Genomic DNA, 12,477 nt, shown 5'->3' on the forward strand with positions numbered 1-12,477 from the left:
AGCTACCAAGCCGGACTCCACCTCCGTGCCTCCATGATCTGGATCAAGGACCTCGCGAGGTCCACTCATTGATCACGACTCAATACAGGCCCTAGTGGTCCATTCCCCGCACACTTCGCGGCTCTCGTTGCAGGGAGTGAGCCGAATGTGAGCATCGAACGACGCGGTTTCCTCAAGGGCGCGGCCGGCGGTGTCGGTACGGCTGTCGTCCTGTCCGCCTTTCCCGCCGTCGCCCTGACCGGAGGCGGTGGGAGCGCGGGCGCCTCCGGCAACGGACTGGCGCTGCCGGTTCCCCGAGACCAACCGGCCCGGGGATCTGGAGGACACGATCGCCGAGAACGCCATGTCACCCCAGCACCTGCGGGTGTCCGTGGGCACGACGGTCACCTTTGTCAACCCCGCGACCAACAGCTTCGACCATGCGGCGGTCTCGTTCTTCGAAAGCAAGTTCGACATCGGAGTGCTGAGGCCGGGGCAGACGTACTCCCATACCTTTGACGAGCGCGGCGAGTTCTTCCACAACGACTCGGTCCATCCGCAGAACACAGGCAAAGTCGTCGTCTTCCGAACGGCAGCCGCCAAAGTGACGGCTGCCGTTACGCGGTCCTCGCCTGCCCGCCAGGGGTCGGGCGGGGACCGCGCCGCTGCCGCGGCCGAGTATCACCGCGGCCCTCAGCCGGCCGCGTCACCGGCCTCGCCGGGCAGCAACACACTCATGCCTCGGTGTCCACACGCGGCACCGCCGACGCCGGGACCACGAGGTCCGCGCGGTGCCGGGTCCACGCGACCAGTTCGGCGTTGGGCCCGTCCGAGCGCGCGACCCAGGCCACCGCCTCGTCCTGACGCTTGCCGAACTCCACGTGCCGGGCCACCAGCCGCCGCACCCGCTCCGCCTCGTCCAGCTCGCAGAACCACACCTCGTCGAGCTGCGGCCGCACCCGCGCCCACGCACCGGTGTCCAGCAGCAGATAGTTCCCCTCCGTCACCACCAGCCGGGCCGTCGGCTCCACCGGCACGGCCCCGGCGACGGGCTGCTCCAGCTCCCGTTCAAAACCGGGCGCGTACACGACGTCCCCGTCCGTCTCCTCGCGCAGCCGCCGCAACAGGGCCGCGTACCCGGCCGCGTCGAAGGTGTCCGGGGCGCCCTTGCGGTCCCGGCGGCCGAGCCGGTCCAGTTCGGCGTCGGCGAGGTGAAAGCCGTCCATCGGGACGTGCGCGACCCACGGCTCACCGGCGCCGTTCAGTGCCCGCACCAACTTCCCGGCGAGCGTGGACTTCCCGGCCCCGGGGCTGCCCGCGATGCCGAGCACCGCGCGTCGGCCGTCCCGGCCGAGGGCTCGGGCACGGTGGAGAAGATCGTCGAAGGTCGGCGCCACACGGGAGAGTGTGTCACTCCCGCCCGCCGCCGTCCGCCTCTCGCCGCGTGCTGTACGCCGCGACGCGGGACCATGTCCGGTATGACGGATCTGGGTCTGCCCGAGAACATCCTGGCCTGCCTCTTCGACCTCGACGGTGTCATCTCCAGGACCGCCGCGGTCCACGCTGCCGCCTGGAGGCAGGCGTTCGACGCCTTCCTGCGCGAGCGGGACGGCGCGGACTTCCGGCCGTTCACCGACGCCGACTACGCCCAGTACGTGGACGGCCGCCCGCGGGCCGACGGCGTACACACCTTCCTCGCCTCCCGCGGCATCGACCTCCCCCAGGGCACGCCGGACGATCTGCCCGGCGCCACGACCGTGCACGGACTCGCACGGCGTAAGAACGAGCTGTTCCTGGAAAGGGTCCGCCGCGGCGGAGTGGAGGCCTACGGCGGCACGCTGCGCTACATCGCGGCGGCCCGCGCCGACGGTCTGCGCACTGCCGTCGTCTCCGCCAGCGCCAACTGCCAGGACGTGCTGCGCGCCCTCGGCGCCGAGCATCTCTTCGACGCCCGCGTGGACGGTGTGGTCGCCGCCGAACGCGGCCTCCCCGGCAAGCCGCGCCCCGACACCTTCCTCGCCGCCGCCCGGGATCTCGGCGTCCCGCCAGGTCGGGCCGCCGTGTTCGAGGACGCGCTGGCCGGCATGGACGCGGGCCGCGCCGGCCGCTTCGGATACGTCGTCGGCGTGGACCGCGTCGGCCGGTCGGCCGCGCTCTACGCCCATGGCGCCGACCGGGTCGTGACGGACCTCGCCGAGCTCACCGGAGAGCCCGGAGAGCCCGGAGAGCCCGGAGAGCCGGGCGAGCCGGGCGAGCCGGGAGAGCCGGGAGAGCGGTGACCGCAGTCCTCGTTCCGCCTGCCCCTGCGCGCCCCACGGGTTAATTTGTTTCTGTTTGTGCGCAAGCGACCGGCAGGAACGGCGGCACACGGGACGAGGGACGGACGATGGCCGACGGCAAGGGTGTCCTTCTCGCCGGAGGACGGCGACGCGTACGCGCGCGCATGTCCTCGCCGGGCGCACCACGTTCCGCGGGCGGCGCCGCACCGCTCGCGGTCCTGGCCGCCGTCTTCACCGTCGCCCAACTCGTCCTCGTCCGTCCGGTGCTGGGACTCGGCTGGGACGAGATCGTCTACGTCAGTCAGGTCACCTCCCACCACCCGGCCGCCTTCTTCAGCGCCCCGCGCGCCCGGGGCGTCACCCTCCTGGTGGCGCCCGTCGCCTCCTGGTCGGAGTCCACCGCACTGCTGCGCGTCTACCTCGCCCTCCTGTCCGGCCTGGGCCTGTACCTGGCGCTGCGCGCCTGGCGAGGCCTGTTCCCCACCCGGGTCCTGGTCACCGCCGGCGCCTTCTTCGCGTCCTTGTGGGTGACCCTCTTCTACGGCCCCCAGGCCATGCCCAACCAGTGGGTCGCGATCGGCGCCCTGATCGCCGTCGGCTGCTTCCTGCGGTACCACGCGGACCGCTCGGCGCGCGGGGCGCTGTGGGGCGTCGCGGCGGGGGCCGCGCTGATGGCGCTGATGAGGCCCACCGACGCCGTATGGGTGACGATCCCCCTGCTGCTCCTCGCCCTGGCCGGCCGACACGTCCGCCTTGTGACCGCACTCGCGGCGGGCCTCGCGGTGGGCGCGGCCGAGTGGGTGGCCGAGGCCTACGCCTGGTACGGCGGCCTGGGGGAGCGGCTGGCCGAGGCCTCCCGCATCCAGGGCGGGCTCGGCCTGCAGATCGCCGTCGACGACCAACTGCGCAGCCTGGGCGGGCGAGGTCTGTGCCGCCCGTGCACGGGAACGATGCCCCATCCGGTGATCACCCTCTGGTGGTTCGCCCTGCCGCTCCTGGCCGTCCTCGCGCTGGTCGTCGCCGTACGGGCCCGGCGCGTCCTGCGCACCGTGCTGCCGCTGGCCTGCGCGGCCACGGCCGCCCTCCCGTACCTCTTCATGATCGGGTACGCGGCGCCCCGCTTCCTCCAGCCCGCCTACGCCCTGCTCGCGATCCCCGTCGCCGACGCGCTGTGGCACCTGGTCAGGACACCGGCCAGGACGTGGCGGCCGGTCGTGACGTCACTGGTCGCGCTCGCGCTGGCCGGTCATCTGGCCGTGCAGCTGGCCGTCCTGATGCACACCGTGGAGCGCAACACCGACAGCCGCCGGGACTGGGCCCGCACCGCCGGCGAACTGCACCGGCTGGGTGTCCGCCCGCCCTGCCTGATCACCGGCCACGAAGCCATCCCCGTGGCCTACTACACCGGCTGCTCCTCCGGCGGGACGGGCGGCAACAACGAGAACACCACGGTGGCGGAGATACTGAGCACCGCGGACCGTGTCCCCGTCGCCGCGCTCACCGGCCACGGCGGGACCCCGCCCGGCTACGCCCGCGCCTGGCCCACGCACACGATCGGCGACCTCCAGGTCAGGATCGCGCCGACGCCGGGACAGGACGCCCCGAGGGGCACGGCCACGGACGGGCCGCAGTGAGGGCAGGAGCCGGGGTCCGGGGTCAGGGGTCAGGGGAGGAGCTTGTCGAGTGCGGCGGGCCCTTCCTCCGCCAGCTTGCGCCTGGCCCATTCGAGATTCTGCGGGGTGAGATCCTTGCCGGAGGCAAGGACGAGATCCTCCGGCGACACATCGGTGCCGGTACGGGCGTGGAGCAGGCCGTCCGGGGTGGTGCGTTCCTCGGGCGGCCGGGACTCCTCGGGCTGGGACGTCGGCATCTCTGACTCCTCGGGTCCGGAGGGCTGTAGCGGCCCCGGTGCGGTCATCGGGTCCGGTATCACCATTCAACGCGGGAGCCCGAAGTGCATCCGGAACACGGGGGCGCCGCCTGGAAGGGGCCGCTCCTCATGTGCAGGAGTACCTTCTCCGGCCCGCGGAAAACCTGTCCGCGACGGCAGGGTGACGCTCGCGGGCGCGCCGGCGTCACGTTCCGCGGTCCCGGTGTCCTCGGCTGCGTCCCTCCAGGGTTTTTGGACAGACCTCAGAAGGGCGACAGCGTCAGGCGCACGCCCGTGGGGGAGGTGTCCTGGATGTACGAGGCGAAGTCGGCGACGTCGTCGAAGGCGAAGCCGTACGCCTTGCCGTCCTCCGTGGCCGTGTGCACGGCCTTGGAGTAGTGGTTGGTGAGCTCGGTCCGGTAGAAGGCCGAGGCGTCGGTGGTCGGCTGGCCGGGGTGGCTGAGCAGCGTCGAACGGTTGAAGCCGGCGCCGAGCACGGCGGCGACCGGGCCGGTCGTGCCGTCGTTCGGGGCGGCGAGCGCACCGTCGCAGAAGAGGACGTCCCGGGTGGACGGCCTGCCGAAGGAGACCTGGGCGGGCCCGTCGAAGGTGAACCGGCCGCCGCGCACCCGGCCGGTGAAAGTACCGGCGTTGGTGGTGATCTTGAGGTCACGTCCGGTGTAGGTGCTCCACACCTCGTCGATGTACGGCGCGAGGTAGTCCTTGGCGAACAGGCCCGCGTCCAGGCCGTGGCCCGGCGCGATGATCCGGGTGTCGTCCACGACCAGCCGCGAGAACGCCTCCACCTGCCTGAGCGCGTCGAACACGGCACTGCGGCCGCCGTTCCGGAACACGCCCGTGGACTGGTCCTTGGAACCGGTGAGCCGGATGTTCAGCGGCACGCTGAACATGTCGACCATCGTGGTGTTGCAGAACATGCCGGCGGAGTTGTGGGTGAACTCCGCACAGTCGTGCTGCACACCGTAGTTGGGGTCCGAGGTGACCCAGCCGGCCGGGTACTGCAACGCCGCGTTGCCGTTGCCGTCCGCGACGGCCTTGAACTTGAGCTTCTGGCCGAGAGCCACGTAGATGCGGCCGGACATGTACGGCAGGGACAGCCGGGTCTCGCCACTGCCGGCCAGGCTGATCGCGTAGTCGGTGAAGCCGTCGGCACCGTTGTCCGCCAGGGAGACCGGAGCCAGAGTGCCGTCCGGGGTGAGCCGCACCTGGCGTCCGTCCTGGTTGCCCACGATGTAGAGGTGCACGTTCGTGTTGCCGAAGGAGCCGCTGTTGTTGACGATCGTCAGCGGGAGGGGAGCCGCGGCTGCCGCCGCGGCCTGCGTGTCCGGCGACGTCTCCGCGAGGGCGTGGGGGGCGAGCGCGGCGGCGGCGGGCACGGCCACGGCCGCCCCGCCGAGGGCGAAGAGAACCTTCCGGCGGCCGAGGGAGCGCTGGTGACGAGGAGTCATGTGGGGGTCTCCTGAGGTGATCGAGCGGTTCTGACGAACCGTTCCTGATGAGCGGTACCCGGCAAGGTGCCGACGGGGTGTGGGGGTTGGGGGCCCGTAGCGTTCTCCGATGGCGATGAGAGCGCTCTCACGCCGTACGTCGGTGTCGGCGCGTGGCTCTGATGGTACGGACCGGAACCACCCTCGCCAATGGCCCGACTTATCCCTCAACCCGCTGTGATCAGCGCTTACTTGAAGTTCCTGCGAGAACTCCGCACGTGCTTAAGCGCTTTTTAAGGGTTGCTTAAGCCGGGCCGGGCGGAGAGGGCCGAGTGTGTGGAGAGCGCTCCCTGCCCGCCGTGGTGTCGGTGCCCCTCGGGGCGAAGCCGTGTGAACCTCCTGGAACCGGCCGGAAGGCGCGATCGCGCGCAGCGCGGCGCGGGGCACCGCCGGCCGCCCGCACCGGGGACTCCGGCCTCCGGTGACCGGCTCGCGTCCGATTCAGAGCCGTACCTGCTGAATGCGTTCGCGTTCTTCTATTGGATTTCCCGCGGTACGGGGACCAGGCTGGAACCGCTTGTCAGACGTAGTGGGACGACATCCGGAAGAGGTCACGCATACATGCACACCCGCCGTATCGGTGATGTCGAGGTCAGCGCGATCGGACTGGGCGCCATGCCCATGTCGATCGAGGGGCGGCCGGACGAGGCGCGCTCCCTGGCGACCGTTCACGCCGCGCTGGACGCCGGCGTCACCCTGATCGACACCGCGGACGCCTACCACCGGGACGCCGGTGAGGTAGGCCACAACGAGACCCTGATCGCCAAGGCTCTCGCCTCCCACGACCGGGGCGGCGACGTCCTGGTCGCCACGAAGGGCGGCCATCTGCGTCCCGGCGACGGCAGTTGGACGCTGGACGGCAGCCCTCGGCATCTCAGGGAGGCCTGCGAGGCGTCCCTGCGCCGGCTCGGCGTGGAGGCCATCGGGCTCTACCAGTTCCACCGGCCCGACCCCCGGATTCCGTACGCCGAGTCCATCGGCGCCGTCCGCGACCTGCTGGACGAGGGCAAGATCCGCATGGCCGGGATCTCCAACGCCGATCCGGAGCGGATCCGGCAGGCCCGGGACATCCTCGGCGGCCGGCTCGTCTCCGTGCAGAACCAGTTCTCGCCGGCCTTCCGCTCCAGCGAGCCCGAGCTGGAGCTGTGCGCCGAACTCGGCGTCGCGTTCCTGCCCTGGAGCCCTTTCGGCGGTATCACCCGCGCCGGTGACCTGGGCTCGACGTACGCCCCGTTCGCGCGCGTCGCGCAGACGCACGGGGTGAGCCCGTACCGGGTGTGCCTGGCGTGGATGCTCGCCAAGTCGCCGGTGGTCGTGCCGATCCCGGGGGCGAGCCGGCCGGAGTCCGTCCGCGACTCGGTCCGCGCTGCGGACCTGGTGCTGAGCGCCGAGGAGATCGAGGAACTGGACGCCGTCTGAGAGATCTCAGGCCGTGGACGCCGGTGCGGTCACGTGCAGGGGCCTGGTGTGCTCCGCCCCGGTAGGGGGAAAGCGTTTTCCCTGGCGGGGGCGGAGAGCGCGTTCGCCGCACCGCCGTAACCGGACTGCACCTGCCGTACCTGTCTTCAGGGGAGGACCATCGCCGATGACATCGTCGCCGGCAAGACCACTCGACCACCGCTACCGGGGCGAGCACCCGGTCCGCACCCTCGCCTATCTCCTCCGCGCCGACCGCGGCCGGCGCGCCGCCGCGGTCGGCGTCTTCACGGTCAAGCACAGTCCCGTCTGGCTGCTGCCGCTGATCACCGCATCCATCATCGACACCGTGGTGCAGCACCGGCCGATCTCGCAGCTCTGGACCAGTACCGGCGTCATCATGTTCATCCTGCTGGTCAACTACCCGCTGCACCTGCTCTACGTGCGCCTGCTGTACGGCAGCGTCCGCCGCATGGGCACCGCCCTGCGCTCCGCGCTGTGCACGCGGATGCAGCAGCTCTCCATCGGTTACCACTCCCGCGTGAGCGCCGGTGTGCTCCAGGCCAAGGTCGTGCGGGACGTGGAGACCGTCGAACAGATGGTGCAGCAGACCGCGGAGATGGGGCTCGGCGCGACCACCGTACTCATCGGCGGGCTGGTCATCATCGCCCTCCGCACGCCCGAGTTCCTGCCCGTCTTCCTGGTCGTCGTGCCCACCGCCGCCCTGCTCGTGGCCCGGCTGCGGTCCCGGCTGCGGACCCACAACGAGCACTTCCGGCACGAGGTGGAGACCCTGTCGTCCCGGGTGACGGAGATGACCCGGCTCATCCCGGTCACCCGCGCCCACGGGCTGGAGGGCAAGGCCCTGCGCCGGATGGACGGCACCCTGAACCGGCTGCTCACCTCCGGGATGCGCCTGGACCTGGTCAACGGCCGGTTCGGCTCGCTGGCCTGGGTGGTGCTCAATGTGGTGGGCGTCCTCGTGCTGGCCGGCGCGGCGCTGGTCTCGTACTACGACGTCTGGGGCGTCACCGCCGGCGACATCGTGATGCTGAGCGCCTTCCTGACCACGCTCACCAACTCCACGACGACACTGGCGGGCCTGGCCCCGGTCATCACCAAGGGCCTCGAGTCCGTGCGCTCGGTCGGCGAGGTTCTCCAGGCGCCCGAACTGGAGGTCAACGAGGGCAAGGCGGGGGTCACCGCCCTGCGCGGCGCGGTCACGTTCGAGGGCGTGGGCCACGCCTACGAGCGGGACGAGCGGCCTGCCGTACGCGACTTCACCCTCGACGTCGCCCCGGGCGAGACCGTGGCCTTCGTGGGCGCCTCGGGCGCGGGCAAGTCCACCGTGCTCAACCTCGTCATAGGCTTCATCCGTCCGACCTCGGGCCGCCTGCTCCTCGACGGCGCCGACATGAACGGCCTCGACCTGCGCACCTACCGGCGCTTCCTGTCGGTCGTGCCCCAGGAGTCGATCCTCTTCGACGGCACGATCAGGGAGAACGTCGCCTACGGCATGGACGACGCCGACGAGGAGTCGGTGCGGTCCGCGCTGCGCGACGCCAACGCGCTGGAGTTCGTCGACCGGCTGCCCCAGGGCCTCGACACCCTCGTCGGGGAGCGAGGTGCCCGCCTGTCCGGCGGCCAGCGCCAGCGCCTCGCCATCGCCCGCGCCCTGATCAGGGACCCCAAGGTGCTCGTCCTCGACGAGGCGACCTCGGCGCTGGACACCCGCTCCGAGGCGCTGGTCCAGGAGGCGCTCGCCCGGCTGCTGCGCGGGCGGACCACCTTCGTCGTGGCACACCGGTTGTCCACCGTGCGCGGGGCCGACCGGATCGTGGTCATGGCGGACGGCCGGATCCAGGAGATCGGCACCCACGAGGAACTGCTGCGCAGGGGAGGGGCGTACACCGCGCTGCACAGCGGGCAGGCGGCCTGACGAGCTACCCCGAAGCACCCGGTTGCCGGTCATTCCGGCCAGGTGGCCACATGGGAGGAATGGTTCCGCGTAATACGGGTAGGCGCAGCGACACACCGAGAGAGAGGCGCCTTCGTGCTGGTACCGGATCCGAAGACCGTCAGACGGCTGCTGACGCGTTACGCGACGCTGCGGATCGCGCAGGCGGAGCGGCACTCGCCCGTCGCGGCGCGTGAGCTGGAGGACATCACGTACACGCTCTGCGTGATGACCGGAACGGCCGGCATCCGTGAGGCCGTCATCCGCGCGGACGCGCTGCTCGCCCAGGAGCAGACCGCGGCCGACGGCCGGACCACGGACCCGGACGGCGAGAACGGCCGCTGCCTGACCGTGTGACCGGCGACTACGAGCCGGTGCCCGTGGCGGGCCGCCCGACGGGCCGTCGGCCGTGGAACGCCGACCGGTACGCGTACGGCGTGGTGCCCACCACCATGCGGAACCGCTCGCGGAACGCCGTGGGGGAGCCGAACCCGGACTGCTGGGCGACCCGCTCGACCGTGTAGTCGCTGTTCTCCAGCAGGTACTGGGCGCGCCGTACCCGCGCCCGCAGCAGCCACTGCACCGGCGTGGTGCCCGTCTGCTCGCGGAAACGACGGCCGAAGGTGCGCTCGCTCATCCCGGCACGCGCGGCCATCGCCCCGAGGGTGACCTCGTGCGCCAGGTTGTCCTCGATCCACTCGAACAGCGCCTCGAAGGCCGACCCGCGGGGCACGGGCGGGTGCTCGTGCACGATGAACTGGGCCTGCCCGCCTTCGCGTTCCAACGGCATGACGGACATCCGGGCCGTGTTCGCGGCCACCGCCGAACCGAGGTCCCGGCGGACCAGGTGCAGGCACATGTCCAGCGCGGCGGCGGCACCGGCCGAGGTGAGGATCTGCCCGTTGTCGACGTAGAGCACGTCCGGCTGCACCTCGACGCGTGGAAAGTCGCGGGCCAGCCGGTCCGCGGCCACCCAGTGCGTGGTGGCGCGCAGCCCGTCCAGCAGCCCCGCCTCCGCCAGCACGAACGCGCCCACGCACACCGAGGCGATCCGGGTGCCCGCCCCGGCCGCCCGGCGCAGCGCCGCGACGACGGCGGGGGAGAGCGGCGCGGCGCCGTCGGCGCGGCCCGGGACGATGATCGTGTCGGCGTCCGCCAGCGCCTCCAGTCCGCGGTCGACGCGCAGGGACAGCCCGCCGTCCGCCGCCACCTCGGGTGTCTCGGCGCACGGCCGCACCCGGTAGGCGGGCCGGCCGTCGGGCAGCCGGGTCCAGTCGAAGGTCTGCATGGGTGCCGCCATGTCGAACGGAATGACCCGGTCGAGCAGAAGAATCACCACGGAGTGCATGAACGCCACGATAGGCGGATTCCCGCCACTCGTAAGAGCCGGGGCAGGGATGGACGGTGGTGCGGGAGGTCGGAGGAAAGGCAGGTGGACATGGTTGGCGGGAATCCGTCGGAAGCTGTCGATCCAGCCCATGGGTGAAGGTCCAAAAGGCCCTTAGCGTGAGCTCTTCACCGCTGATCACGCCAAGGAAAGAGCCCCGGTGACCAAGTTCCTGCTGTCCCTGCACGTCCTTGCCGCCATCCTCGCCGTCGGTCCCGTGACCGTCGCGGCGAGCATGTTCCCGCCGGCCGCGCGCCGCGCCGCGCCCGCCGGGGGTGAGGGGCCCGTCGCGGCGGCGGTGACCACCGTCGAGGTGCTGCACCGCATCTGCAGGGTCTACTCCCGCATCGGCATCGCGGTACCCGTGCTCGGGCTGGCCACCGCGCTCGCCATGGGGGTTCTGGGCGACGGCTGGCTCGTCACCTCCATCGCGCTCACGGCGGCGGCCGCGGCCGTCCTGATCGCCTTCGTGCTGCCCCGTCAGGACGAACTCGTCGAGCAGGTGGCCCAGCACCGGTCCGTCGACCGGCGGGCGACAGCGCGACTGGCCATGTTCACCGGTGTGTTCAACCTGCTGTGGGCGACGGTCACGGTTCTCATGATCGTCCGCCCCGGTTCGACCACGGGCGCCTGACCGGATACGGCACCGCCCCGCGCTTCCTGCCTCGGAGGCGCGGGGACTATCCCTCGTGTACCGGTCTGCGTCAAGTCGTATGGGTGAATTCCCCCTGAAGGATGTCCGGGCGCCTACACTCGTCAGTCGCGTCCCCGTCCCGGGGCCGACGAAGCAGAGAGGCACGTTGCAGGGTGTTCAAGGAATCCCCCATCTACGACCGACTCATCACAGAGCGCGGTGATGTGCCCGCACAGGTCCGCAGCGAGGCCGAACGAGTGAACAGGGAACTGGAGCTGGTCATGGGCCCCCTGCAGTCCCCCGGGCACTCCCAGGGAGGCCTCGACCGTCGGCAGTCCCCGGGCAACGGCTGGCAGCGCACCGCCCTTCTGCCCGGCCCCAGGCCGCACTGATCCGGGTACCGCCCCGGAGGGCGGGCGCGTACCACCCCGCCCCCTGTGGTGACGGGTCCCTCAGCAGGCCGTGGTGGGTGCCCTGTCGCCCTCCACCGTCTCCTCGGGAACGGGCCGCGCCAGCCACTCGGCGACGGTACGCGCGATCGGCTGGCCCGTCTCCACCTCGACGAACCCGAACTGCCCCGACTGGTTGCACTCCAGGAACCACCACGTCCCATCGGCGTCCTCGACGAAGTCGAAGGCCCCGTAAGCCAGTTCGGCCTCGCGCAGATAGGCGAGCACGGAGTCGGCGATACGCGGCAGTACATCGACCGGCTCCCAGGGCGCCCCGGGCGGCGCGAAACGCACATCCACCTCCGTCGGCTCGGCGCCGGGGTCCGCGGCCTTGCGGGCGGCCAGCAGCCGCTCGCCCACGGCGGTGAGCCGGATGTCGGCGCGCTTCGCGATCCGCCGCTGGAGCAGTGTCGGCCCGAACGCCACGGCGGCGAAGTCGGTGTCCGGCGCCACCCTGCTGGTCGGCACGGCCCGCGGCGGATCCTGCGGATGCGAGCCGGAAACAGGTTTGACCACCAGGTCCGGAAACCGCTCCGCGAACTCCCGGGCGGCGCGCGGGAAGGACGTGATCACCGTGGCCGGCACGGGCAGGCCGCAGCGCTGCGCCAGCCGGAGCTGCCACGGCTTGTGGCGTGCCTGCCGGGCCGCGTCCGGATGGTTCATCCAGCGGGCGTCCGAGCCGCGCAGCATCCCGTAGAGAGCTTGAGCGGCCTCCTCGCTCAGCCAGGGCGACGGCCGGACCGCCCGCCCGGCCGGGGTTCCCGGCCTGCGCACCCACACGGACCGCAGCCCGCTGATGCTCACCAGCCGCCCCCCGGCGGAGAGATGGCCGCGAAAGCGGCCGTGCACGTATTCACCCGAGAGCGAGACGCCGGCGGTCAGATCGGCGGGGTCGAGGCGTACCACCGGAACTCCGGAGTCGTGCAGATGCACGACCACCATGTCGGCGGTCACATCCTCCTCGCAGGTGAGGATCAGTACGGTCATCGTCTGCGACA

At 71.6% G+C, this 12,477-nt stretch carries 13 protein-coding genes; 8 read left to right on the top strand and 5 right to left on the bottom strand.

Annotation, left to right across the window (positions count from 1 at the left end; genetic code table 11):
- Nucleotides 1–147 precede the first annotated feature (147 nt).
- Nucleotides 148–498 carry a twin-arginine translocation signal domain-containing protein gene (locus tag ACFYQA_RS26295; protein WP_388922529.1) on the top strand — a complete coding sequence of 117 codons (351 nt, stop codon included), beginning with the start codon at nt 148–150 and terminating at the stop codon, nt 496–498.
- Nucleotides 499–713: 215 nt separating this feature from the next.
- Here ACFYQA_RS26295 and ACFYQA_RS26300 read toward each other — a convergent pair whose 3' ends face one another.
- The gene (locus ACFYQA_RS26300) at nt 714–1,376 is read right to left on the bottom strand and encodes a nucleoside/nucleotide kinase family protein (RefSeq protein WP_388922532.1); all 663 of its coding nucleotides are present in this window, start codon (nt 1,374–1,376) and stop codon (nt 714–716) included.
- 81 nt (nt 1,377–1,457) lie between these two features.
- Here ACFYQA_RS26300 and ACFYQA_RS26305 point away from each other — a divergent pair, with 81 nt between their 5' ends.
- Entirely contained in the window at nt 1,458–2,258 is an 801-nt protein-coding gene (locus tag ACFYQA_RS26305; protein WP_388922535.1) for an HAD family hydrolase, read from the top strand.
- A gap of 107 nt (nt 2,259–2,365) precedes the next feature.
- Nucleotides 2,366–3,892, top strand: a complete 1,527-nt coding sequence (locus ACFYQA_RS26310) for a hypothetical protein (protein WP_388922537.1) — start codon at nt 2,366–2,368, stop codon at nt 3,890–3,892.
- Between the two features lie 29 nt (nt 3,893–3,921).
- Here ACFYQA_RS26310 and ACFYQA_RS26315 read toward each other — a convergent pair whose 3' ends face one another.
- Both ACFYQA_RS26315 and ACFYQA_RS26320 read right to left on the bottom strand, forming a co-directional pair.
- Complete coding sequence (locus ACFYQA_RS26315) at nt 3,922–4,128, bottom strand: hypothetical protein (protein ID WP_386394332.1); 207 nt, start codon at nt 4,126–4,128, stop codon at nt 3,922–3,924.
- Nucleotides 4,129–4,391: 263 nt separating this feature from the next.
- Nucleotides 4,392–5,597 (bottom strand): glycoside hydrolase family 64 protein, encoded by a 1,206-nt coding sequence (locus ACFYQA_RS26320; protein WP_388922539.1) that lies wholly within the window; start codon nt 5,595–5,597, stop codon nt 4,392–4,394.
- A gap of 600 nt (nt 5,598–6,197) precedes the next feature.
- On the opposite strand from ACFYQA_RS26320, the gene ACFYQA_RS26325 reads away from it, so the two are divergent.
- The 3 genes from ACFYQA_RS26325 to ACFYQA_RS26335 all read left to right on the top strand — a co-directional run bounded on the left by ACFYQA_RS26325 (nt 6,198) and on the right by ACFYQA_RS26335 (nt 9,366).
- The gene (locus ACFYQA_RS26325) at nt 6,198–7,055 is read left to right on the top strand and encodes an aldo/keto reductase (RefSeq protein ID WP_388922542.1); all 858 of its coding nucleotides are present in this window, start codon (nt 6,198–6,200) and stop codon (nt 7,053–7,055) included.
- A 166-nt stretch (nt 7,056–7,221) separates the two neighbouring features.
- Nucleotides 7,222–8,991: an ABC transporter ATP-binding protein gene (locus tag ACFYQA_RS26330; protein ID WP_388922545.1), complete on the top strand. Its 1,770-nt coding sequence runs from the start codon at nt 7,222–7,224 to the stop codon at nt 8,989–8,991.
- A 114-nt stretch (nt 8,992–9,105) separates the two neighbouring features.
- The gene (locus ACFYQA_RS26335; RefSeq protein ID WP_388922548.1) at nt 9,106–9,366 is read left to right on the top strand and encodes a DUF5133 domain-containing protein; all 261 of its coding nucleotides are present in this window, start codon (nt 9,106–9,108) and stop codon (nt 9,364–9,366) included.
- A gap of 7 nt (nt 9,367–9,373) precedes the next feature.
- Here ACFYQA_RS26335 and ACFYQA_RS26340 read toward each other — a convergent pair whose 3' ends face one another.
- Entirely contained in the window at nt 9,374–10,357 is a 984-nt protein-coding gene (locus ACFYQA_RS26340) for a GlxA family transcriptional regulator (protein ID WP_388922551.1), read from the bottom strand.
- Between the two features lie 199 nt (nt 10,358–10,556).
- Between ACFYQA_RS26340 and ACFYQA_RS26345 the strand changes: the two genes are divergently transcribed.
- Together ACFYQA_RS26345 and ACFYQA_RS26350 are read left to right on the top strand one after the other, a co-directional pair.
- Entirely contained in the window at nt 10,557–11,030 is a 474-nt protein-coding gene (locus ACFYQA_RS26345; protein ID WP_388922554.1) for a DUF2269 family protein, read from the top strand.
- A gap of 173 nt (nt 11,031–11,203) precedes the next feature.
- Nucleotides 11,204–11,422: a hypothetical protein gene (locus ACFYQA_RS26350; RefSeq protein ID WP_332432464.1), complete on the top strand. Its 219-nt coding sequence runs from the start codon at nt 11,204–11,206 to the stop codon at nt 11,420–11,422.
- A gap of 60 nt (nt 11,423–11,482) precedes the next feature.
- Here the strand turns inward: ACFYQA_RS26350 and tgmB are convergent, their stop codons facing one another.
- Nucleotides 11,483–12,466, bottom strand: a complete 984-nt coding sequence (tgmB, locus tag ACFYQA_RS26355; RefSeq protein WP_388922707.1) for an ATP-grasp ribosomal peptide maturase — start codon at nt 12,464–12,466, stop codon at nt 11,483–11,485.
- Nucleotides 12,467–12,477: the final 11 nt, after the last annotated feature.

It is taken from the genome of Streptomyces sp. NPDC005774 (assembly GCF_042871645.1).
In the GTDB taxonomy this organism is placed as follows: Bacteria; Actinomycetota; Actinomycetes; order Streptomycetales; family Streptomycetaceae; genus Streptomyces; species Streptomyces pratens.

Coding starts and splice junctions, on each gene's coding strand:
- ACFYQA_RS26305 (WP_388922535.1), top strand. CDS start 1,458: ATGACGGATCTGGGTCTGCCCGAGAACATCCTGGCCTGCCTCTTCGAC.
- ACFYQA_RS26310 (WP_388922537.1), top strand. CDS start 2,366: ATGGCCGACGGCAAGGGTGTCCTTCTCGCCGGAGGACGGCGACGCGTA.
- ACFYQA_RS26315 (WP_386394332.1), bottom strand. CDS start 4,128: ATGCCGACGTCCCAGCCCGAGGAGTCCCGGCCGCCCGAGGAACGCACC.
- ACFYQA_RS26320 (WP_388922539.1), bottom strand. CDS start 5,597: ATGACTCCTCGTCACCAGCGCTCCCTCGGCCGCCGGAAGGTTCTCTTC.
- ACFYQA_RS26325 (WP_388922542.1), top strand. CDS start 6,198: ATGCACACCCGCCGTATCGGTGATGTCGAGGTCAGCGCGATCGGACTG.
- ACFYQA_RS26330 (WP_388922545.1), top strand. CDS start 7,222: ATGACATCGTCGCCGGCAAGACCACTCGACCACCGCTACCGGGGCGAG.
- ACFYQA_RS26340 (WP_388922551.1), bottom strand. CDS start 10,357: ATGCACTCCGTGGTGATTCTTCTGCTCGACCGGGTCATTCCGTTCGAC.
- tgmB (WP_388922707.1), bottom strand. CDS start 12,466: ATGACCGTACTGATCCTCACCTGCGAGGAGGATGTGACCGCCGACATG.